Raw genomic sequence first — 23,306 nt, 5'->3', positions numbered from 1 at the left:
CATGTACTGATTAGCTAAAGAAATAACGTTGGTTCATTGCAGCTTCGCTAATCGGCTGGCAAGTTGCGTGTTCACCATTCACTTTTACAGCAAAAGTTTCAGGATCAACTTCGATATTTGGTGTTTCACCGTTACGCACTAAATCACGTTTCCCGATAGCTCGGCAGTTATTGACTGCAACCACTTGGCGCTCAAGATCGGCTTTTTCTTTAATGCCATCATCTAATGCTGCTTGTGAAACGAAAGTCACACAGGTGTCATTGACAGTTTTACCCATCGCACCAAACATTGGACGATAGAAAACAGGCTGAGGTGTTGGCAAGGATGCATTTGGATCACCCATTGCAGCCCAGTTGATCATGCCACCTTTAATGACCAGTTTTGGTTTAGCCCCAAACATACGTGGGTCCCATAATACGAGATCGGCCATTTTGCCAACTTCAATCGAGCCTAAGATATGGCTGATGCCTTGAGCAATTGCAGGGTTGATAGTGATTTTTGCCACGTAACGCAGAACACGGAAGTTATCATTACCCGGAGCATCTTCAGGTAGCTTGCCACGGGAAGCTTTCATGGCGTTCGCAGTCTGGACAATACGTAGCCAGTTTTCCCCCACACGCCCCATCGCTTGTGAGTCACTTGAGAACATCGAAATAGCGCCCATATCATGCAGCACGTTTTCTGCTGCAATGGTTTCAGGGCGAACACGGCTTTCCGCAAATGACACATCCGAAGGGATATTTGGGTTCAGGTTATGACATACCATGATCATGTCAAATAGCTCTGACTCGCTATTCACGCCAAACGGTAACGTTGGGTTGGTTGAACTTGGTAATACGTTAGGTTGGCTAACAACTTTAATGATATCTGGAGCATGTCCACCACCCGCACCTTCTGTATGGTAGGTGTGAATAGTTCTACCTTCAAAGGCCTCGATGGTGTCTTCAACATAACCACCTTCATTTAAGCTGTCTGTATGCACTGAGATTTGTACATCAAATTCATCAGCAATACGTAACGCATGACGAATAGCGTTCCCTGTTGCGCCCCAGTCTTCGTGAACTTTCAGCCCCGCAGCACCTGCAACTAATTGTTCGATAAGTGGCTCACGTGTATACGAGTTACCTTTCCCTAAAATACCCACGTTAATAGGTAAACCTTCGATAGCACGTAACATAGAGCGCATGTTCCAAGGGCCTGCCGTCACTGTTGTACCGTTAGTTCCATCAGTTGGGCCAATACCGCCACCAAAGAAAGTTGTCACACCATTTGATAACGCGGCATAGGCTTGTTGCGGAGAAATCAAGTGGATATGGGTATCAATACCGGCAGCCGTTAGGATTAAATGTTCACCAGAGATAGCATCCGTAGATACCCCGACAACCATGCCCGGTGTGATGTTATCTTGAATATTTGGGTTACCACTTTTCCCTACACCAACAATTTTACCCGCTTTAATCCCCACATCGGCTTTAATGACACCTAAACGTGCATCCACGATGGTGACGTTAGTGATAACTAAATCTAAAACGCCATTGTCGCTGGTAAAAGTGTTATTTGCTCCCATACCATCACGTAAAGATTTACCTCCACCATAGACAGACTCTTCGCCATATCCACGTAAATCTTTTTCGATTTCAATATATAAGTCGGTATCGCCTAAACGAATTTTATCGCCTACTGTTGGCCCGAATAAACCGTTGTATTCTTGTCTAGAAATTTTTGGCATGTTATTTACCTTTAATGTTAAGAAGGTGCATTGTTATTCATCATTACTGACATCTAACGCGCTTACTGTTCCTTATGCTTAAAACCACGAGCAATTGCTTTATTTAAGGCGATTGCTTTAGCAGGACGTTCAGTAGCGGCAACGTTGTCACCCGCCCAACCATCAACAAGGTTATTAAACCCATAGACACTTTGTTTTCCGCCATAAGGGATCAGTGAAACTTCTACTTCATCACCTGGCTCAAAACGAATTGCCGTTGTAGAGGCAATATTTAAACGCTTACCGTAAGCCGCTGCACGGTCGAACTCTAATGCATGGTTAACTTCAAAAAAATGAAAGTGGGAACCAATTTGCACAGGCCTGTCACCGGTATTACGGACTTTAATTTTTGTTTCAGGTTTGCCAACGTTGAACTCAATAGGCTCATCTGCAAAAATAACACCACCTAAAGGAGTCGGGGCTTTAATGTTTGTTTTTGAATTACTCATATTTCACCTCATCCTTCATTTATTTAATCGGATTATGGACGGTCACTAAGCGAGTACCATCAGTAAAAATAGCTTCTACTTGAACATTTGGAATTAAGTCTTCCACGCCATCCATAACGTCTTTTTTTGTTAAAACAGTCGCTGCTTCTTTCATCACATCCTCAACGGTTTTACCATCACGGGCACCTTCAAGTGCAGTAACCGTGATAATGGCAACGGCTTCGGGATAATTTAATTTCACGCCACGTGCGCGGCGTTTTTCAGCCACATCAGCAAGTGTGTAAACCATCAATTTTTCAATTTCTCTTGGGGTTAACTGCATAACGCCTCCTCAATTGATAAAGCTTAGTGTTAATACTGATAAGTAATCATTTTATGAGCGAATAACTCATTTTATTTTTAAATATAAATTGAGTTAAATATCTAATAACGACGAGTTAAATAAATAAAATTCACACCAATAAACATTCAAATTAAGATAATCGAAATAAGAGTTTTTATTTATTGATGACTTCCTACATTTAATTTTTAAATAATATTTATTCACTGAGTCCAATTCATAAACTGTTGTTCAGGCAAAGAATTCCATAGAGATTGAAACCACTTCCCTCCTCCGCCTTGCTTTAATATTTCACTGCTGAGTACTTCTTCTAAAACACCATTACGCAATAACGCAATGCGATCAGCAAAACGCACCGCCATTGCAAGGTCGTGAGTAACCCATAAAACACCTTTACCAGCAAAGCAAAGAGATTTGATATGTTGTAGAAGTTGTATCGCATGTTCATCATCTAGCCATGATGAAATTTCATCCGCAAGAATATATTCAGCTTGGGAGAGCGTCGCGCTACAAGCGAGAACGCGTTTTGCCATTCCCCCTGAAAGCTTATTGGGATAACTATGAATTAAATCTGCTTGTAAATTGTATTGCTGTAAGTGCAATGCAACGTCATGCATTTTAATATGCTGCCCACTTAATACCGCAGCACGTTCAAGTTGAGGGCCTATCTTAATGAGTGGATTTAATGCACTAACCCCTTGTGGGATATAGCACAGTGAATTACCGCGATATTGTTGTTTTGACTTTTCTGTCAACTGGCACCCATTTAATACAATATCACCGCGACAACGCATATTTTCAGGTAATAAACCTAAACTACTTTGTAGAAGTAAACTTTTCCCTTCTCCACTTCCTCCTACCAATGCAACCATTTCACCTGGCGCAATATCCAATGAGATATCTTGTAAAAGTGGAGACCAACGCTTTTTGCCTAGCCAGCGAAATTTCGCAACATCAATCGTTAGGTTATCAAAACTTAGCATCAATCGCTCCTCAACCATAATTGTTGTACCGCTTTAGCAAACTGATCAAATAACAGCACTAACCCAACTAATGCGACGCCCGGAAACATGGCTAACCACCACGCACCAGTACTTAAGTAACGCAATGCATCGGAAAGTAAAATACCTAACGATGCTTCATGTGGAGACAAACCAAAACCCAAAAAACTCAATGCCGCACTGTGTAATATCGCATGTGGGAACATCAATAACGTCCCTACTAACCATTGTGAAAGGATCATCGGTAAATAGTCATATCGGCATCGGTAAAGCGCACTATTTCCAATCCGTTTCGATAACATGATGTAATCTGTTTGTTGCACTCGAAGCAACTCGGAACGTAAGACCAACGTTAGCTTTGGCCAGTGAGTCAAAGCAACAGCCCAAATTACGCCCACTTTTCCACCACCTAACGTAAAGCAAATCAATATCAATAATAGCAAGTGAGGCAAGGCTAACAGGGAGTCAATACAGCCACGAATAACATAATCCATCGTCCTACTGAACGAAGATAAACTTGCCATCACAAGCGCTATCACTCCACTCGATAATGCTGCGGTGGTGCCAATTTGTAAGCTGGTCGCTATTCCTTGAAATACTCTGTCCCACAAGTCTCTACCTAAATTATCCGTACCGAATAAATGTGCCCATGAAGGCGCTTGTCGACGGTCGAGTAAATTCACATCCACATCAGTTTGAGAAAGCCATGCGGCATAAGCCCCTAAAACCAATAAACATAACAATGAAATAACTAACTTAATTAAGGCTTTATTTGGGTTATAAGTCATGGCTCTCGGAGTACCCCTTTATTCACTCTCTTAAGCATCATGTCAGAGATACTATTACTAAAAAAAATCACTACCGCACATAGCATCACGATCCCCATTAACAAAGGGATGTCACCACGTAAGCCAGCATCAATGGTTGCTTGGCCTAATCCAGGATAAGCAAACACTTTTTCTGCTAGTAATGCTCCGCTGAGCAACTCACCAATAGAGGCGAACTGTAAACATATTGCGGGTGTAATCGCATGTTTTACCACATGAAAGCTTATCATCGACCACCCTTTATCCCCTTGAGCTTTCGCGTAGTGGATAAACTCACTGTTCATCACCTCAGCAACTTTCGAACGAGTATGCAGAGCTATATTACCAATGCCTAACATCCCTAGAGCCACTACAGGTAACACAAGATGATGCACTTTTTGTGACAGTGTGGATGATTGTTCATCTAAGCCAATCGGCCAAGCGCAACAAATCGGCGCCCACTGTAGTGAAACAGCAAAAAGTGACAATAACAGTAAACCAACCCAAAAAACGGGGATCGACGCCAATAAATAAGATAGCGTTGAAATAATTTTATCTGGCCATCTATTTAGGTAGCGCCCTGCTATCAGCCCCAAACCAAAACCAATCACCCCAGAAAACAGCCACGCCGATAATAACAAAGCTAACGATGGCGCTAACCTATCGGTAATCACCTGTGATACAGGGATGTTATAGAGCATGGAATACCCCATATCACCTTGTAACAACTGAGAAAACCAACGCCAAAACTGCATCCACAATGGTTGGTCAAGCCCCCAGCGAGCCGCAATCAACGGATACTGGTCTGGGGGAACATGCATTAAATCATTACCAATATAGGCTTTAATTGGGTCTATAGGTGAATAGCTAAGGAGAATAAAAACCCCAAATGCAGTCACCACTAATAAACAGATAAACCTGAACAAAAGCCCTATGGTTGTCCGCATTACTTGCAGGTCCAAGCCCAGTCATCAACATTATTCAACACTGACCATGAACCGTGGATTTCAGGTGCCCCTTTACCTAGCTCAACACAGTTATTCAATAAATAAAGATGTTGTACGTTCATTAACCAAGCCCAAGCGGCGTCACCTTGAATACCAGTTCCTGTTTGTCCATCCCAATCCACTTTTTGCCAAAATGGAATAGCGGCATCTTGATCTGGTTGGCGAAGTGCTTCTTCTATCACCTTATCAACTGCGGGATTTTTATAGTAACCTGCGTTATAAAACCCGACACCCGCCGCTTTGCTGCTGTAGTTATGCACCAGTTCCATTGGGTCAAGGCTCCCCCACCCAAATAATGTTGGGTTGGCATGCATGTACTTTTCCACGGTTTCCCAACTGCCTGATTTTAAATCCATCTCAATACCAATCGGCTTTAAGCTAGCCCTTACGGCTTGCGCTAAATCACGACGAGTGCTATCACCACTGGCATACCACAGTGTCAATTTCGCAACCTTACCGTCTTTTTCTCTTAAGCCGTCTTTATTAATTTTCCAGCCAGCGTCTTCCAGTATAGATTTCGCTTTTTCAATATCTCCATCTTTAAACGAAGATTGAGGGTTATTCCAAGGCAAGCCTTCAACGCCCGTATAAGCAGGAATAGCAAAACCTTCTAAAACAGCATCTGCTAATAGTTTGCGGTCAATGGCGTAATTGATCGCTTTGCGAATAGCAACATCAGAAGTAATGTCGTTACCAATTGGGTCGCCTGAGGCATTTTTCTCGCCCGCTGGCGGAATTGGGAATGAGATCCCTCGGTTTTCAACACTATGGCGTTCAATTAGTTTCATACTTTTGACATCTTTAGCATTACTCGCGACAGCTGCGGGAATGCGTACAATATCTAGCTCACCACTTTGAGCAGCAGCAAAAGCGCCATCTTCATTGAGAAAGACAAAAACCATTTTATCGAAATCGTTTTTAGGCCCCGCATAGAAAGGGTTTCTTTCTACGATTAATTGCTGGCCCGGCTGGAAATTCACTAAACGGTAGGGGCCTGCTCCGATAGGGTTATGTGCATATTTTTTTGCATCATATTTATCTGCTGAAACAATGCCTAATGAGCCCAAAACGTTAATAAAGGTGCTTTGGGGTGAGGATAATGTGATTTTAACGGTTGATGGGTCAATCTCCTGCGCTTTAGCAAAGTTCCCCATATCCACTTTTCCACCACTTGCTGCGGCATTGTTATAGGTAAAAACGACATCTTTTGCCGTTAAAGGGGAGCCATCGGAGAATTTAAGTCCATCCTTTAATTTTAATGTCCACTCTTTACCATCATCTGAATGTTCATATTTCTCAAGCATGTAACTATGCCATGACAAATCCGCTTTTTGCTTGAGTAATGGGCTATGTAAAAGTAAATAGCTGCCGTGGCTCCAACCTAACATTGGGTCAAACCCCTCGGTTGGTTCAGAGCCAATCGCTAGACGCAAAGTTTGTGGTTGCTGTGTATCGGTAGCAGCATTTGCACCCATCGATAGCCCCATAAAACAAATAGCCTGAATAGCTATTGCTATTTTCTTTTTCATATACCCATCCTAAATTACCAGCTGTATTTAGCAGCTACCCCAACCGGTGGTTCAAATAAACCCACCAATTAGGATAAACTGCAAGAAACAATATATTTGCTAACTAATCTGCTTTTTCTCGGTACGCGTCTTCGTCAAATCCAACAATATCTAAATTGTCACCAACCGCATTTTGGTCGACTCTAACTGGCGTAAATTTATTGATTATCCAAAGAATTAAGATTGTAAAGACAAAGGACCAAATACTGGTAAAGACAACAGCTACAGTTTGCTTCACAATTTGCATGCCGTTACCTTCAATTAACCCCGCGGGACCTTTCGCATTCCAAACCGTTGATGCAAATACACCGACTAAAATTGAGCCTGTAATACCACCGACACCGTGCACACCGAAAACATCTAATGCATCATCTAAATGGCGTCGGACTAAGAAAACACAGGTATAGCAGACGATACTGGCAATAACCCCAATAATTGCTGCAGAACCTATTGAAACATACCCCGAAGCCGGTGTGATAGTAGCTAACCCTGCTACAGCCCCTGTTAAAAAACCGACAAGTTTAGGTTTTCCTGTATGGAAGCGTTCAATAATAAACCAAGTAATTGCTGCAAATGCGGCGGCGATATCTGTAGTAATAAACGCTGAAACAGTTACAGTATTGACTTGCAATTCAGAGCCCGCGTTAAAACCATACCAACCGAACCACAATAAAGCCGCGCCAAGTGCAATATACGGAATATTGTGAGTACCATCCGATTTAACGGCTCTTTTACCGACATATAACGCTGAAGCAATTGCAGCGAAACCTGCTGTTGCGTGAACGACAATACCACCCGCAAAATCAACAACCCCCCATTTAGCGAAAATACCATCTGGGCTCCAAACCATATGAACGAACGGTGCATAGACAAATAATGTCCATAGGGTTAAGAATACGAGATAAGCAGGGAAATTAACTCTATTTGCGAAAGCTCCGGTAATTAAGGCTGGAGTAATAATCGCAAACATCATTTGATATCCAAAATGAACCAGTATTGGTAAGCCGCCATCATTACCGGTATACATCGTTTGAGGGCTTATGTTATTCAAGAATGCATAATAAAATGGGTCACCGACAATCCCATTAATCGAGGGACCGAACGATAATGAATAACCAACAACAAACCAAATAATTGCCACCCACCCCATAGAAAAGAAACTCTGGGACATAATGGTAATAACGCTTTTACGAGAGACTAATCCACCATAGAAAAAAGCAAGTCCAGGAGTCATTAGCATAACAAGGCTCGTACAAAGCAGCATAAATGCAGTATTTGGGACATCCAAAATTGACAATATATTCTCCATGGATACTCCTAAATTAACATAACAATATTTAAATATTAGAAATGATTTATAATTGAAACTATACTCATAATAGAGTGATCAGTAAGATTATCAATAAAAAAATCGAAACTAAATTCAATAAAAACAATTAGTTCATTTTTCAATTGTCAATAAATGATATTCCTCTGCTTTTTAATATCCAAATAAAAAGCACCTACTATATTTTTAAATTTTTCGTTAGCATAAGCAAATAACTACTCGACTTATCCGGCAAGCTTTTTCATCCCAAGCCTGCTACTTCACAACACACCGATAAAAACAAACCCTTTAATTACAAATGGTTATATAAAAACCAAAGCTTACCCTAATATATGAGCAGCCCCTAAGGGAAAAAGCTATGGCAAAAATTACCTATAACAGTAGGCTGATTTTGCCATATCACAGATATGTAAAAGCTTAGTATTTAATACAGTTCCGATAATCAATTTTTAAGTAAAGTCAAAACTTATTGACACTCATTCTCATTTTTAGCTAACGATGAAGAGAATACATTAATAATATTTTGTCTATTAAAGTACTTTTTTTCTTTTAACCACAAATAACCAATCCAAATAAGACAATCTAAAAGAGAGTAAATTAAAGTTTTCTTTAAAGAAACCTAAACATGTTTTCCAAATAGGTGTTGGTCACACACCCAAAAATACTCTCTCAGCAACGATAAGCTTAAACATTCACTAAAAACTAAAGCTATTTTCCAGGGTAAGACCCCAAGCGCTGATAATCATTGACGGAATACAAGCTAAAATTAAGGCTACATAATTAATCTGACTACCTGAATAGAGGTCTTTTATACACCTTATGACTTAATTACCAGCTAAGACCCCATCAATATCATCGTAGGATAACGCTCAATATATCCAGATGTTATGTATCATAAATTATTCCTTTTCCATTACAAATGCCGTAAATCTTCTGGAATATTTTTCTTTAAAATACGCCAAAAATCCTCTGCTGTTTTATTCAAGCGAGTATCCATGCGGTAAATGTAAGCTTGAATAGGTATCGTTAATTCTGGGGTGTTGAGACAGACTAGTTTTTTTTCTTTTAACTCATTAACTACCGAGTAAATCGGCAACCATGCAATTCCATGACCATCCAATGCCATATTTTTTAGCAATTCGCTCATTGATGACATAAAGAGTGTTTTAGAGTTAATCGCACCAAACTCACTTAATCGACGATTAACTAACCTTCCCATATAAGAAGCACTGGTGTAGTTCAATAACGGTACTTGAGGTTGGTAGATATCAAATAACGGTTTGCCAAACTCATCCGCTGCACAAATTGGGTACAACTCGGACTCAAACACATTTAAACAAGAAAATGGCGACTGCATTAAATCCTCATCATAAAATGAAATGATAAAATCGCTCTTCCCTTCTCGCAACGTATTTACCACTTGAACCACATCAATGGCTTCAACATGATAGACAAATTCTTCCCCATAACCTGATAATGCATGAACTAACTTAGGCAATAAGCTTAATGACAGCGAATGCGCCGCAGCAATTTTAATATTGGGCAGACTCAGCACATTGTGCCCAGATAATTCATTTAAGTTACATTCTAATTGCTGCAATAAGCTACGAGCTTGGGAATGGAATATTTTGCCTTCTTCAGAAAGCTGTAAAGGGGATGTGGTTCTATCAAACAATTCAACACCTATTGCTTCTTCTAATGCCTTGATTCGGCGACTAAAAGCAGGTTGAGAAATATTTCGTTGTTCTGCTGCATGAGAAAAATGCCGACATGACTCCAGTGTTAAAAAATCATATAGCCACTTTGTTTCTATATTTTTCATGTTATTAAGCCTTAAGTGGACTTGCTGTTAAAATATAAAACATTAAAAGTTTTTTTATTGATATCTTAAGTTAATTGTTAGTTAAAATATTAAGCTGATATTGTAGATTCATTATTTGTATTATGCATAAGCCTGCCATTTAAAACATTAACAAAAATCAAAAACTAATTTTATTTATTTCATATCTTTTCCACAAAGCCAATGCTACTCAGCCTTTCAGCTTACATTATTAAAATAATTTAATTTTAGGATTAATTTTTAATGCGTATCTTGCATCAAACCATACTTACTTGCATTTCTCTTCCTAGATAAACATTGATAAATATTATCCACAGATTAATCAGGGATAAATAAGTTAATAGCTAATTAAATATTAACTTATATGTTAAATAATTTAAGTAATATAACATCTCACTACCCTTATTTTATAAAATAAGGTGTATGAGGCAGGAGTATTAAAATGAAAGGTTTAATTGGAGTGTTAGGAGGAATGGGGCCTGCTGCCACCGTCGATTTATTTAATAAATTTGTGAACTATACTGTCGCAAATAAAGACCAAGAGCATATCCCTTTAATAATATCATCCATTCCTGATATTCCAGACCGTACTGAAGCGTTATTAAACCATGGCGTATCCCCCTTGCCCTTAATGACTGATTATTTAAAAAAACTCGAAACTGCTGGTGCTGAATGTATTGTTATCCCTTGTAATACTGCACATTTTTGGTTTGACGAGCTCAAGCAGGCCTGTCACGTCGATATGCTAAGTATTGTTGAAACGACAATGATGGAAGTACTAGCCATTAAGAAAAAACATATCGGTTTATTAGCAACCAATGCCACTATGCTTATGGGGTTATATCAAAAAAATATAGAGAGTAAAAACTTAAAGTGTATTACCCCAGATATTAAAAGCCAAGAAATGGTAATGAAAAGCATTTATTTATTAAAGTCGGGAAATAAAAAAACGGCTGAATCCATCATGAAAGAACAAGCCGAATTATTATTTTCTCGAGGTGCTGAAATTATTGTTTTAGGTTGTACTGAAGTTCCCGTCATTCTAGAAAATGAAACAAACAAATACCCTGAAAAATACATTGACTCAACTAGCTCATTAGTCAGAGCCAGTATTCATTGGTATGAAAATAGAGTTGGGCGACAAAATTTAATGATAAATAGAAACGCATAAAAAATTTATAACTCATATTAATTATCAAAAATTAATTTTTATATTACTAATGACAATATATTGTCTATTGGAGACGATTATGGTTTGGCTAGAAATCATTGTGGTATTAGGCGCAATTTTCTTCGGTATACGTATGGGAGGAATAGGTATAGGGCTATGCGGTGGATTAGGTTTAGCCGTCTTAACGATTGGATTTGGTTTACCTATAGGCTCTCCCCCTGTCGATGTTATTTTAATTATTATGACCGTCGTAGTTGCAGCGTCCGCATTACAAGCTGCTGGAGGTATGGATTACTTGGTACGCCTTGCCAGCAAATTTATGCGTAAAAACCCTAAGTATTTGAATATTATAGCACCAATTACAACTTGGGTAATGACTATCATGGCAGGAACCGGCTTTATTGTGTTCTCCATGCTCCCCGTGATTGCTGAAATTGCGAAAGATTCGGGTATCCGCCCATCCAGAACCTTAGCAGGCTCAGTTGTTGCATCCCAAATCGCCATTTCTGGTTCGCCAATCAGTGCGGCGATGGCTGCCATGTTAACCATTATGGAAGGGAATGGTGTTACCTTTATTGTGGTTATGTCTGTTTGTCTACCAGCCTCTTTCGTCGCAGCAATGGTCGCAGCATTTATCGCATCACGCCAAGGCTGTGAACTAGAAGATGATGAGGTTTATTTAGAACGCCTACAAAAAGGGTTAGTTAATAAATACGAAGAGAAAAAAGGCGAGAGCACTACGAGAGAAAAATTCTCTGTCGTCCTATTTATTATTGCGACGTTTGCTATCGTTATACTAGCTGCATTCCCTCAATTGCGCCCTGGTTTTGATATTGGTAAACCCATGGGAACTCGAGATATCATCATTATCTGTATGCTCAGTGCTGCGTGTTTAATGGTTGTTTTTTGTAAAACATCGCCAAATTCAATTGTTTTAGCGCCAACTTTCCGTTCAGGAATGAGCTCCCTCGCGGTCATATTAGGTATCGTGACTTTAGGAACTACATTTGTCGATGCGCATATGGACCAAATTAAAGCCATCGCTGGAGATGTATTATCCGCCTACCCTATTTTGTTAGCTTTAGTGCTATTTTTTACCTGCGCATTACTCTACTCACAAGGTGCCACCACACCATTAATTATTCCTTTAGCCATTGCCTTAGATGTTCCAACATGGGCTATATTGGCATCTTTTGTCGCCGTCACTGGGGTTTTTGTTCTGCCTACCTATCCAACGTCTTTAGCCGCAATAGAGTTTGACTCAACCGGTTCTACACGCGTCGGAAAATACATTTTAAATCACCCATTTATGTTACCAGGGCTAGGCGGAATAATTGCAGGTGTCGCCTTCGGTTTTATCATTGCACCGATGGTCGTTTAACCTTCTGCTTTCGGTGCGAGAGAATCCCCCTCGCACCACTTTATTTAATAGTAGTTCGACAGTTTCCTTAACAAAATGAAGTTAAATATTGGCTCTAATTGGCTTTATGCTTTGCTTGATAAATTACAACAAAGTATAAAGCTCTTTTTTTGTAAAAGTCATTCTTAATAAAAATAGTAGCAATAACCAATCAAAATTATCTATTACTCTGTTTAGTCTTTTTAAATAAAATTTTATTTCTTAAAATAATGGCTATTTCACCAATATAGATCACTTTATTTGATAATCATTAAAATTATTTTCATTGAAAAATGTGAGCTGAAATGTTTTTGCATACATTCCCCTCTTCTGAAAATAGTTAAAATAATTATACTCGGCGTTACATTCATTTCTTAAAAAGAAGTAAATCGAGAAATGAGAATTTTTTTATGTTTAATTTCATTGCATTACAAACATCCATAGCGTTCCCATTTACTAATGAAAACACTTAGAGAGACGACTAAAATTAGGATTTAAATCACAAATTTTAGTTTTTTAAATACCTAGCTTCAAAAATGACGACGTCGTCATATTAAAAAAATTTATTTTATCTATAACATTAAATAACCATTTTTCTTACATTCGTACCGTTATTGATAGTTAAGCGTTAAAAAATCAAGTCATGAGTTATAAAAAAAACGCTTAATGTTGACGTCAACATTAGGGCTAACAACTAGAAAGAGGTTTTAGAACATGAGTAAGCTACCTGAAAAAATGAAAGCCGTTGTTTGTCATGGTCCCCATGATTACCGATTTGAAAATATAAAAAGACCAATACCAGGATATAGAGAAGTTGTTATCAAAGTCGATGGGTGCGGGATCTGTGCTGGTGACTGTAAAGCGAATGATGGTGCTCAAATGTTCTGGGGAGATGACCCGTGGATCAAAGCACCTGTAGTGCCAGGCCATGAATTTTATGGTCGTGTTGCTGAATTAGGTGAAGGCTCTGCCGAAAAATTTAAATTAAAGGTAGGTGACCGCATACTAGCAGAACAAATCGTTCCTTGTTGGGAATGCCGTTTCTGTAAATCTGGTAAATACTGGATGTGTGAAACCCATGATATCTATGGCTTCCAAAAAGAAGTTGCCGATGGTGGTATGGCTGAATATATGCGGTTTTCTGAACGTGCAATTATTCACAAAATCCCTGATGAACTTTCGGATAAAGATGCCGCTTTAATTGAGCCAATGGCTTGTGCTATTCACACGGTACGCCGTGGTGATATTGACTTAAATGACGTCGTCGTTATTGCCGGTGCTGGGCCTCTTGGATTATGCATGATCCAAGTTGCTAAACTGAAAACTCCGAAAAAACTGGTCGTTATCGATGCTATTGATGAACGCCTTGAGCTAGCAAAAAAATTTGGGGCTGACGTGGTAATCAACCCGCTTAAAGAAGACGCCATCAAACTAGTTAAAGAGATGACCGAAGGCTACGGTTGCGATGTTTATATCGAAGCGACAGGCGCACCTATTGGCGTTACTCAAGGCCTAGAAATGATCCGTAAATTGGGGCGTTTCGTTGAGTTTAGCGTCTTTGGTAAAGAAACAACCGTTGACTGGTCGATTATTGGTGACCGTAAAGAATTAGATATCCGCGGAGCTCACTTAGGCCCATACAGCTATGAAGTCGCTATCGACCTATTTAGCCGTGGTTTAGTCAGTGCCGATGATATCGTTACCCACTTCTACTCCATCGATGATTGGGAAGAAGCCTTTGTTATGGCCAAATCGGCAGACTCAATTAAAGTCGTCATTAAACCATAAATATATTAACCGTTTGTCGCAATTGATAATTCAAATAAACATTAAACAAAGTAATACCCTACATATAATTAAACGCTCGTTTAGGAGAACATCTTATGTTGAGTAAATTCAAAAAGTTAGCTGTAGCTGCAAGTGTACTAACCTTAGGTATGGCGTTTAACGCTACGGCTAAACCAGTTTCCGTTGGCATGTCGTTTCAAGAGCTAAATAACGAGTATTTTGTCACCATGAAAGAAGCCTTAGAGAGCGCAACAGGCGATATGGGTGCACAATTATATATTTCTGACGCCGCTCATGATGTCTCAAAACAAACCAGCGATATCGAAGATATGTTACAGAAAAAAATCGATATTTTGCTAATCAACCCAGCCGATAGTGTCGGTGCTGAAACTGCAGTACTTGCAGCGAAGAAAGCCGGCGTCGTTGTCATCGCTATTGATGCGCAAGCAAATGGGCCAATAGACTCTTTTGTAGGTTCTAAAAACTACGATGCGGGCTTAATGGCAGGTAAACGCCTAGGTGAAGCACTTGGTGGTAAAGGTGAAGTCGCTATTTTAGATGGTATTCCAGTAGTCCCAATTCTAGAACGTGTTCGCGGTTTCGAAGCCGCCATGAAAGAATATCCAAATATCAAGATTGTGACTAAATTGAACGGTAAGCAAGAGCGTGATACTGCAATGAATGTCACAGAAAACATGCTACAAGCTAACCCTACACTAAACGGGATCTTTAGTGTTAATGATGTCGGTTCTTTAGGTGCATTAGCCGCAATTGAATCCTCTGGTCGTGATGTGAAATTGGTCAGTGTTGATGGTTCACCTGAAGCTGTTGCTGAAATTGCAAAAGGTAACTCTCCGTTTATCGCAACTTCTGCGCAGTTCCCGCGTGACCAAGTCCGCATTGGCTTAGCAATGGGGCTAGCAAAATATTGGGGCGCTAACGTACCGAAAGAAGTCCCTATTGATGTTAAGTTAATCGACAAAACTAACGCTAAAGATTTCCACTGGTAATCGTTCGTTTTATAAATAATGTATTGCACCCATATCCTATGTATAGGTGCAATACATCTCCAATAACAATTAATAATAAAATGCATATTGGAATATTTATCTTCCAAATGACTTTGTTACCCATTTTTAAGCGGTGAAGAAAATATAGGGAAGCAATATGATGCAATTATTAGCATTAAAAGATGTCAGCAAAACTTTCCCTGGGGTTAAGGCGTTAGATAATATCAATCTCTCTTTGGAAAAAGGAGAGGTTCACGCATTATTAGGTGAAAATGGCGCAGGCAAATCAACGCTAATGAAAGTTTTATGTGGAATACATAAACCTGATAGCGGGCAAATTCTGATTGAAGGTAAGGAACATACGTTTCATAACTACAGAGACGCCATTAAAGCGGGTGTGGGTATTATTTTCCAAGAGTTTTCACTAATTCCTTATTTAAATGCTTTTGAAAATATTTTTTTAAATAGAGAGTTAAAGAATAAACTTGGTTTATTAGATAGAAAATCAATGCGTAAAAAGTCCCAGGAGATATTAGCTGAGCTAGGTGTGAATATTAATATTGATGAACCTATTAGCCATTTAAGTATCGCAGAACAACAATTTGTCGAAATTGCAAAAGCTCTTTCTTTAGATGCAAAAATCCTCGTATTAGATGAGCCTACAGCGACATTAACACCAAATGAAGCCAATCATTTATTTGATGTGATGCGTGATTTAAAAGCTAAAGGGGTTGGGATGTTTTTTATTTCTCACCATTTAGAAGAAATTTATGAGATCTGTGACACTATCAGCGTATTACGCGATGGTCAATACATCGGTTCGCGTAAAGTCGATGATACCGATTTAGATGTGATTATCGAAATGATGGTCGGTCGTGAAGTAGAAAATATTTACCCTCATAAGCGCCAATTTGATCAACAAGAGGTCATTTTAGATGCTGAGGTCCAGCGTTTTGCTAATAGCCCTGTAAACCATATTCAGTTAAAAAAAGGGGAGATATTAGGGTTAGCTGGTTTAGTCGGCTCAGGCCGTACCGAAACCATTCTTGCCATGATTGGTGCTGATAAATCCTATAAGAAAAAAGTTATTTTAGAAGGTAAAGAAGTCAAAATTAAATCAGCTGCGACGGCTTTACAATTAGGAATTGGTTTATTACCTGAAAGTCGAAAAACTCAAGGACTTGTTTTGCCTTTCTCTGTAAAAGAGAATATTTGGTTAAATAACCACGCTCAAAAATTATTTTTAATCCAAAATAAAAAAGAACTCACTTTATCTATTGAATTAATTTCTCAAGTAAAAGTTAAAACACCAGAGCCTCACACTGCCGTTTCCACTCTAAGTGGTGGTAATCAGCAAAAAGTTGTTATTGCTCGCTGGCTAAATAAGCAAGCTAAAATTCTTATTTTCGATGAGCCTACTCGAGGAATTGATGTTGGTGCGAAATCAGAAATCTATCAGTTAATGCGCTCTCTGACTGAAAAAGGGATTTCTATCATTATGATTTCATCAGAGTTGCCAGAAGTTATCGGTGTTAGTGACCGAGTTTTAGTTTTTCGAGATGGTGAAATTGCCGCTGAGTTAAATGGGGACGATATAAACTCAACTCAGATCATGGTACATGCAGCCGGCAATATTATATAGGATAATGACTATGTCTAATCAAAGTGCTATTCCATTAACTAAAAATAAATTTAGTTTTTCTAAGCTAACAAAAATACCTGCATTTTTACCACTCGTTGGTTTAATTCTTTTATTTACATGTATGTCCATTTTTAATGAGCATTTCTTAACGGTAAATAATCTTTCAACGATTGCTCGTCAGGTTTCAATTAATGCCATTATTGCTATTGGTATGACATTTGCTATTTTGACCGGGGGGATTGACCTGTCAGTCGGTGCTGTTATGGCTCTTTCTGGAACTTTAATGGCGGGTTTAATGAAATATTATGGCATGGACCCCTATGCCGCAATCGCTCTTGGCCTATTATCAGGTATTGCATTCGGTTTTATTAATGGAATATTAGCCGCTTACGGTAAAATGCCACCTATCATTGTCACACTTGGTGCCATGATAATCGCCAAAGGCTTAGCATTAATTTATACCGGTGGCTATCCTGTTTCAGGGCTCCCCCAAGAATTTGCTTTTTGGGGACGTGAAGAATTAATGGGGATACAAGTTCCTATTTTATTAATGCTGGGGCTTTACTTAATTTTTTATGTTGTTTTAAACCACGTTTCATTTGGTCGCTATATTTATGCTATCGGAGGTAATGAAGAAGCCGCTCGTCTTAGTGGTATCCGTGTCGAACGCTATAAAATGTTAGTTTATGTGATTAGTGGTTTTACCGCGGCATTCGCTGGCCTTATTTTTACTTCCCGTGTTATGAGTGGCCAACCTAATGCAGGTGTAGGCTTTGAATTAGATGCTATTGCCGCCGTTGTGCTTGGTGGTGCATCCATCGCTGGTGGCCGAGGAATGATTATCGGAACCTTAATTGGAGCAATGATATTAGGTGTTCTCAATAATGGCTTAAATTTACTCGGTATTTCCCCTTATGTACAATATATTGTAAAAGGCTTAATTATCTGGGGAGCAACATTAATTAGCTCAATGAAACGCTAAGCTAAACTTTTATTAAAATGATATAATAAAACAATTAAAGGGCCTCTAAACGAGGCCGCTTTAATTAGTAAACAACCAGTTTACCATCTACAAATATTTGCTTTGTTTGGTGATTTTTATTTGTTTCACGCTCTATTTCAGAAAATAATAAATCTGTAGTTAACTCACCAAGGTAAACAGAGTCATGATGAACACCTGAAATAGACAGGTGATAAGTATCAGCATATGGCGGTAAATCGACTGAAAAATAACGGCAAGACAAGCCTAATTCTAAAATAATTTTATACATACCTGCTGTGATAATACCATTAAGCCCCACAATATACATATTAGGTGTGTATAGTTCTTGAACCTTTTCCCTTAAATAAGCTTCATCATTTTTATTAAACATATAGCTACTGTATAATACATGAATGTTTCCCCTATTTGGAAAGGCCTCATATATTCCTGATAAACGCGACAAACTAATTTCCGAGTCTTTAGGACCAGAAACAATTAACGTATTATCACAATCTTGCTGACTCAAAAACTTACCTGTTAATGCCCCAATTTCAAAGTTTTTCAAAAATAAACCCGAGTATTTATTTTCATAGCCATAAATTGCACGGTCTACAAAAACTAAAGGTACATTGTGCTGGTCAATTAAAGAAAGGTAACTTGGTTGATAGCCTTTATCATCGCGAACAGGAGATAGCAGAATCCCACTAGCCTTATAGCTAACTAAGGTCTCAATAGCCGTTTTCTCTGCTTTTTCATCGCTATCCGAGTCAAAGATCATCACCTGATAGCCTTTTTCTTTCGCTAAACGAGAAACTGTTTGAATTAATACAACATAAAATGGGTTAAATGTGCTATCAGTAACCACACCAATTATGCGGCTATTTTTATTCTTCAAATTCCGAGCGAAAAGGTTAGGAACATAATTTAGCTCTTGAGCTATTGCCAATATTTTATCTCGAGTTTCTTTCTTTACCATTTCTGGATGGTTAAATGCCCTTGAGACTGTAATATCCGTTACATTAGCACGCTTAGCTATATCTATTATCGTTGTTGAGCTATCTTGCTTTGCCATAATTATATTAGTTAACCTTTAATGACCACCCCGATGAATATAATATTAGTTCATATCAATCTTTATCAGGGCAGAAAAAATGCGATTATTCATTATACCTATTTGCGGATGAAGATAAATCGATTTTATGCCATTATGATAGGTTAAACTACGGTTTATCAAAAATAGTGGCATACCACATAGATTAATCGATTACCTATTAATCCCTTAATAAATCAAATGAAATTCAACTCACTTAATGATGAAATAAACAAGACTAATGCAACAATAATGACCAATATTGAAAATATCGTTTTAATCATTTTAGCTGAAAGATAATTAATTATTAACCTCCCTATTAATAAACCAATAATACAAGAGACAATAAAAATAGAGCTAATTTCTTTTGGATAGGGGAATCCATTTAATACATTAATAAAAATACTAATACTACCAATACAAAAAATCACCAGTAATGATGTTGCGATAATACTCTTCATATTTAAATTGGTAAACTTCCGTAGTGCTGGGACTATCACAAAACCCCCACCCACCCCGAGCAGCCCTGTCAATAACCCAGAAATTATACCAATACCACCAAGTACAGCAGCAGTTTTGATATTCCAAATAAATTTTCCTGTTTCTTGATTAATTTGGCAAACTGAATGCGTTAACTCACTTGGTTCGCCCAAAAAACCTCGATAAGCCACATAAAACATAACCATGCTGAAAGTGAGCGTTAACCAAACCGGAGAGATAATATGGGAAAGATAGATACCATATTTAGCCGTAGGTATGCTTAATAACGCAATCCAAATAGCAGCTTTATATCGAATAGTTTTATTTATAAGCCCTTGAATTGCACCAACCAAAGCAGCGAGTGTCACAGCCAAAAGACCAACTGGAGCGGCTAAAGCTACACTCCAGTTCTGGCTTACCATCAGGGCGGGGACAGCAAGAATCCCGCCACCGGCCCCAGTTAAACCAAGTAAGCAACCGATTAATACACCTTCTAAAATAAGTATTAACATTGTGAATGTCTTGTATGAGTAGTTAGAGTTAACTTAACGCAAAAAATTGAATATTACTAACTATCGAGCACCTGCTTCAATACCATTAATACATTATTTAAGGTTACCTCTCCTGCAATCGTGTGAACTAACCGAGTGTCCTGAAAAATTGCGATAGTGGGTACAGTTTTTATCCCGTACTTAGGTGCTAAAGTTGGTGATTGTGCAATATCGACAACCCCAAAAACTATTTTTTTATCATCAATGTGGTTCGCGACTTGTTGGAAAATAGGTTGCATGTTCTTACATGGTACACACCAAGAAGCCGAAAAATAAACAATAACGCACTGCCCAGGTTGTTGTTCAGGCTGATAAAGCATACGTGAAAAATTGTCGCTATCTAATAACAAGATATTAGACATTATTTCCTACCTTTTGTTATGTATTATTTTGTTTAATTAGAATATCGTGGTTGTTTTATACTATTACTGACTTTGAGCGTTACCTGAAATTTAAGGGTAACTCACTTACTCATCATAGGGAGAAACCTATGTTACACCAACATTCAGACTCTAGTTTAGCGTTAAATTTAGATTCAGGTCACCATCTAGAAATTGATTCATTAATTTCATCGCCATTTTCCTATAGTGTTATTAGTGCATATAACAATAAGTTAGCGGAGTTCCCATCATTAATAACCCAATGTAAATCATTAAAAGTCCTTAACTTATCTTGTAATGAACTTAAATCAATCCCTACTGACATAGCAAGCCTTTGTTATCTTGAGATGCTAGATTTAGGGCATAATAGCATTAATGAGGTCATTACCGAAATTGGTAACCTAAATAAGCTACAATTTCTTTATTTAAGCGATAATGGTATTAAAAAGCTTCCTGAATCATTATCAAACCTACACGACTTGTTATATTTTAATGCCACTGATAACCAATTAAAAAAACTTCCTGACCAATTTTCTAAGTTAACAAATTTGAAAGAATTAAGATTATATAACAATCAAATTACAGATTTAACAAACTCGATCACGCAGCTATCGGGTGTCCATGAGGTTTATTTAATGAATAATTCAGTAACTCATATACCCGATGATATTTTAGGTTTAGCTGCAATAAGAATACTCGACTTAAATAATAATAAAATTGATAACATATCTTCAAAGATATCAAGTCTTAAACATCTTCACACTCTTAATTTAAGGTTTAATAAACTATATTCACTACCGAGCTCTATTGGGGAAATTGAGTCACTTCAATATCTAGATTTACGTGCTAATCAGCTTAGTAATTTACCCGATAGCCTAGTAAATATACCAAAACTAATGAAGCTAGACTTACGATGGAATAATTTTAGTATAGAACCTGCGATTGTAAAAATACTAAGAAGCCGAGGTTGTACTGTTTTTATATAAGCTTGTTCATATTATGAGTTTGCAAAGATAACCATTGTGTATATTTATGATGTTTTAATAAATTTTGCCATCTGAGTAGAGGTATATCTTGCTTCTGATTAGCCTTATCACGAAGGATTATCTCACCTTCCGATACCGCAGCATGCGTGGTATTGCTGTCTTTCCCTTTGTTATTCACATTGGTCAGCAGTGAACCCACCACTTTGATAGTGCCCATTGCTCTCATGTTTTACACGATGGACTCAAAAATCATGTAAATAGCTAAAAACCCAAAAGGCAAGATATGATTGGTTATTTTTTAGATTTGGCGAACGCCTAAGAGAAGAGCATACCGATGATTGGCATGACGGGGAGTAGTCACAGTGGCTAGAGACGAGTGTAAAGTAAAAAACACCGACAGCTAAAGAAGAAGTGCTAAAAACCAGACAGTATACAGTGGGTTACGCCCCTAACCGCGGTAAACCCAACCCCAGCCCACAACTGACATTCAGCGGTAAGTGGCTGAATGAGCTCGGGTTTACGGTGGGCAGTAACGTCACTCTCACCCGCCAAGCCGGGCAGTTGATTATCCGGTTGAGTGAGGGAGAGTAAAGAGTTAAAGTGGCTAAATAGATCCCTGAATACAAAAAGGGGATCTATTATTCGATTTATAAGTATACATTAAACATCATTTAAGCCGCTTATGATTCCTGTAAACAATTAACATATGTACACAGCTAGTGAACACTCCTAAAACTACACCTAAAATTATTAATTCCTTAATTGCAGGAATATCAATAACAAAAACATTTAATTTCACATATCTAATTGCTTCAATAATAAGCTTAAGTAATAAAAACATAACAAAAGCCCCAAACGAGTAGCACATAGATATAATTAAAAAATAATTAATTACTTTCATTTCCATCCTTTGTCATGAGTGGCTTTAATATTTCCGTTGTTTCATTACCTATAAACTCGGAGCCAACAGCGCCGAATATACTCCCTGTAATAGCTGGTATCGGAGATATTACAGGAGGTGCCGATATAGATGGCATTTCTACTAAGTACCTTTCTTTAAGTCCACTTGACCATGGATTCAATTTGTTATTTAAAACATTTGTAGTCCCTAGACCAACACCATAACCTAGCGATGAACCGATAAATGATCCGCCTATCGAAGCCCAAGGAGATTTGCCATCAATTAAACTTGAAACTCCAGCTCCTGTTGTATTGGTTGTGACGGTTCCCCAATATCCCATTCCTGGTGTAATTCCTCCTGTTAATAATGAACTTCCGAAATTTGTGTAACTAAAATCAGTATTATCAGGATCTTTATAAATGTTATATCCCTGCATTCCTAAGTTTGCCGTACCTGTGGTTGTTACCCCTATCACGCGGTTAGCTAAAGATGTGCTACCTAACCAACTAGATACATAAGGGCTAACAGTTTTGCTTGCCATTGGCAAAGCCAAAGTAATTGTTGCTATTGCAGCCCTAGGAATTTTATTTGTTCTTTCTAAGTCACCATAGTTATCGATGATTGGTGTCAACTGATTGATACTCGTTTGTGCTATGTAGCGACAATCCGAATTACAGTTACCTGAATTTAACAATGCTCTGAGCTCATCTTTTTGTTGCTCTAAATAATCTTTAGAAATTTTTGTATCCAATGCTTTCTGTAGCTGTTCTTTATCCAAGTTTTCAGCAATAGCAATTAATTTCTTTTTGTCCTCATCTGT

21 protein-coding genes and 1 pseudogene are annotated in these 23,306 nt (G+C 38.2%); 8 read left to right on the top strand and 14 right to left on the bottom strand.

The genetic code is table 11. The features are described 5' to 3' along the window. Positions 1 to 10 precede the first annotated feature (10 nt). From ACIPUA_RS16690 to hypT, 9 genes are all read right to left on the bottom strand, one after another. Complete coding sequence (locus tag ACIPUA_RS16690; protein ID WP_449059885.1) at positions 11 to 1,729, bottom strand: urease subunit alpha; 1,719 nt, start codon at positions 1,727 to 1,729, stop codon at positions 11 to 13. A gap of 62 nt (positions 1,730 to 1,791) precedes the next feature. Next, positions 1,792 to 2,217: an urease subunit beta gene (locus ACIPUA_RS16685; protein ID WP_042848773.1), complete on the bottom strand. Its 426-nt coding sequence runs from the start codon at positions 2,215 to 2,217 to the stop codon at positions 1,792 to 1,794. 19 nt (positions 2,218 to 2,236) lie between these two features. Beyond that, a complete protein-coding gene (locus tag ACIPUA_RS16680; RefSeq protein ID WP_042848774.1) occupies positions 2,237 to 2,539 on the bottom strand; it encodes an urease subunit gamma in 303 nt (100 codons plus the stop codon). A gap of 221 nt (positions 2,540 to 2,760) precedes the next feature. Then, the gene (locus tag ACIPUA_RS16675; RefSeq protein WP_042848775.1) at positions 2,761 to 3,540 is read right to left on the bottom strand and encodes an ATP-binding cassette domain-containing protein; all 780 of its coding nucleotides are present in this window, start codon (positions 3,538 to 3,540) and stop codon (positions 2,761 to 2,763) included. Beyond that, a complete protein-coding gene (locus ACIPUA_RS16670; protein ID WP_042848776.1) occupies positions 3,540 to 4,346 on the bottom strand; it encodes an ABC transporter permease in 807 nt (268 codons plus the stop codon). The genes ACIPUA_RS16675 and ACIPUA_RS16670 overlap by 1 nt, the downstream gene beginning before the upstream one ends. Continuing rightward, positions 4,343 to 5,311: an ABC transporter permease gene (locus ACIPUA_RS16665; RefSeq protein ID WP_042848777.1), complete on the bottom strand. Its 969-nt coding sequence runs from the start codon at positions 5,309 to 5,311 to the stop codon at positions 4,343 to 4,345. The genes ACIPUA_RS16670 and ACIPUA_RS16665 overlap by 4 nt, the downstream gene beginning before the upstream one ends. Then, the gene (locus tag ACIPUA_RS16660; protein WP_071547765.1) at positions 5,311 to 6,900 is read right to left on the bottom strand and encodes an ABC transporter substrate-binding protein; all 1,590 of its coding nucleotides are present in this window, start codon (positions 6,898 to 6,900) and stop codon (positions 5,311 to 5,313) included. The genes ACIPUA_RS16665 and ACIPUA_RS16660 overlap by 1 nt, the downstream gene beginning before the upstream one ends. A 103-nt stretch (positions 6,901 to 7,003) precedes the next feature. Next, positions 7,004 to 8,248, bottom strand: coding sequence for an ammonium transporter (locus ACIPUA_RS16655; RefSeq protein WP_042848779.1), 1,245 nt, complete (start codon positions 8,246 to 8,248; stop codon positions 7,004 to 7,006). A gap of 931 nt (positions 8,249 to 9,179) precedes the next feature. Continuing rightward, positions 9,180 to 10,088 carry a hypochlorite stress DNA-binding transcriptional regulator HypT gene (gene hypT / locus ACIPUA_RS16650; RefSeq protein ID WP_042848780.1) on the bottom strand — a complete coding sequence of 303 codons (909 nt, stop codon included), beginning with the start codon at positions 10,086 to 10,088 and terminating at the stop codon, positions 9,180 to 9,182. Positions 10,089 to 10,548: 460 nt separating this feature from the next. On the opposite strand from hypT, the gene ACIPUA_RS16645 reads away from it, so the two are divergent. From ACIPUA_RS16645 to ACIPUA_RS16620, 6 genes are all read left to right on the top strand, one after another. Further along, complete coding sequence (locus ACIPUA_RS16645; RefSeq protein ID WP_449059884.1) at positions 10,549 to 11,277, top strand: aspartate/glutamate racemase family protein; 729 nt, start codon at positions 10,549 to 10,551, stop codon at positions 11,275 to 11,277. Positions 11,278 to 11,356: 79 nt separating this feature from the next. Beyond that, on the top strand, positions 11,357 to 12,658 hold the full coding sequence (locus tag ACIPUA_RS16640; protein WP_449059883.1) for an anaerobic C4-dicarboxylate transporter: 1,302 nt from the start codon (positions 11,357 to 11,359) through the stop codon (positions 12,656 to 12,658). Between the two features lie 732 nt (positions 12,659 to 13,390). Beyond that, complete coding sequence (locus ACIPUA_RS16635; RefSeq protein WP_042848783.1) at positions 13,391 to 14,464, top strand: zinc-binding dehydrogenase; 1,074 nt, start codon at positions 13,391 to 13,393, stop codon at positions 14,462 to 14,464. Between the two features lie 149 nt (positions 14,465 to 14,613). Continuing rightward, on the top strand, positions 14,614 to 15,474 hold the full coding sequence (locus tag ACIPUA_RS16630) for an ABC transporter substrate-binding protein (RefSeq protein WP_370661211.1): 861 nt from the start codon (positions 14,614 to 14,616) through the stop codon (positions 15,472 to 15,474). 157 nt (positions 15,475 to 15,631) lie between these two features. Beyond that, positions 15,632 to 17,116: a sugar ABC transporter ATP-binding protein gene (locus tag ACIPUA_RS16625; RefSeq protein WP_042848784.1), complete on the top strand. Its 1,485-nt coding sequence runs from the start codon at positions 15,632 to 15,634 to the stop codon at positions 17,114 to 17,116. Positions 17,117 to 17,120: 4 nt separating this feature from the next. Continuing rightward, positions 17,121 to 18,098, top strand: a complete 978-nt coding sequence (locus ACIPUA_RS16620) for an ABC transporter permease (protein ID WP_370661210.1) — start codon at positions 17,121 to 17,123, stop codon at positions 18,096 to 18,098. Between the two features lie 64 nt (positions 18,099 to 18,162). Here ACIPUA_RS16620 and ACIPUA_RS16615 read toward each other — a convergent pair whose 3' ends face one another. The 3 genes from ACIPUA_RS16615 to ACIPUA_RS16605 form a co-directional block, all read right to left on the bottom strand. After that, complete coding sequence (locus tag ACIPUA_RS16615; RefSeq protein WP_048608281.1) at positions 18,163 to 19,170, bottom strand: LacI family DNA-binding transcriptional regulator; 1,008 nt, start codon at positions 19,168 to 19,170, stop codon at positions 18,163 to 18,165. 215 nt (positions 19,171 to 19,385) lie between these two features. Beyond that, the gene (locus ACIPUA_RS16610; protein WP_166687308.1) at positions 19,386 to 20,180 is read right to left on the bottom strand and encodes a sulfite exporter TauE/SafE family protein; all 795 of its coding nucleotides are present in this window, start codon (positions 20,178 to 20,180) and stop codon (positions 19,386 to 19,388) included. 56 nt (positions 20,181 to 20,236) lie between these two features. After that, the gene (locus ACIPUA_RS16605) at positions 20,237 to 20,581 is read right to left on the bottom strand and encodes a thioredoxin family protein (protein ID WP_449059882.1); all 345 of its coding nucleotides are present in this window, start codon (positions 20,579 to 20,581) and stop codon (positions 20,237 to 20,239) included. Positions 20,582 to 20,709: 128 nt separating this feature from the next. On the opposite strand from ACIPUA_RS16605, the gene ACIPUA_RS16600 reads away from it, so the two are divergent. After that, the gene (locus ACIPUA_RS16600; RefSeq protein WP_042848789.1) at positions 20,710 to 21,585 is read left to right on the top strand and encodes a leucine-rich repeat domain-containing protein; all 876 of its coding nucleotides are present in this window, start codon (positions 20,710 to 20,712) and stop codon (positions 21,583 to 21,585) included. Here the strand turns inward: ACIPUA_RS16600 and ACIPUA_RS16595 are convergent. Next, positions 21,578 to 21,802, bottom strand: a complete 225-nt coding sequence (locus tag ACIPUA_RS16595) for a hypothetical protein (RefSeq protein WP_042848790.1) — start codon at positions 21,800 to 21,802, stop codon at positions 21,578 to 21,580. The genes ACIPUA_RS16600 and ACIPUA_RS16595 overlap by 8 nt on opposite strands. Before the next feature lie 194 nt (positions 21,803 to 21,996). Between ACIPUA_RS16595 and ACIPUA_RS16590 the strand changes: the two genes are divergently transcribed. Next, complete coding sequence (locus ACIPUA_RS16590; RefSeq protein WP_071547756.1) at positions 21,997 to 22,176, top strand: SymE family type I addiction module toxin; 180 nt, start codon at positions 21,997 to 21,999, stop codon at positions 22,174 to 22,176. Positions 22,177 to 22,472: 296 nt separating this feature from the next. Here the strand turns inward: ACIPUA_RS16590 and ACIPUA_RS16585 are convergent. Further along, a pseudogene (locus tag ACIPUA_RS16585) lies at positions 22,473 to 23,306 on the bottom strand (hypothetical protein); the annotation flags it as partial.

It is taken from the genome of Providencia sp. AGC89, from assembly GCF_053543535.1.
Note: the sequence above shows the minus strand (reverse complement) of the source record. Positions and strands in the feature narration are given on the sequence as shown.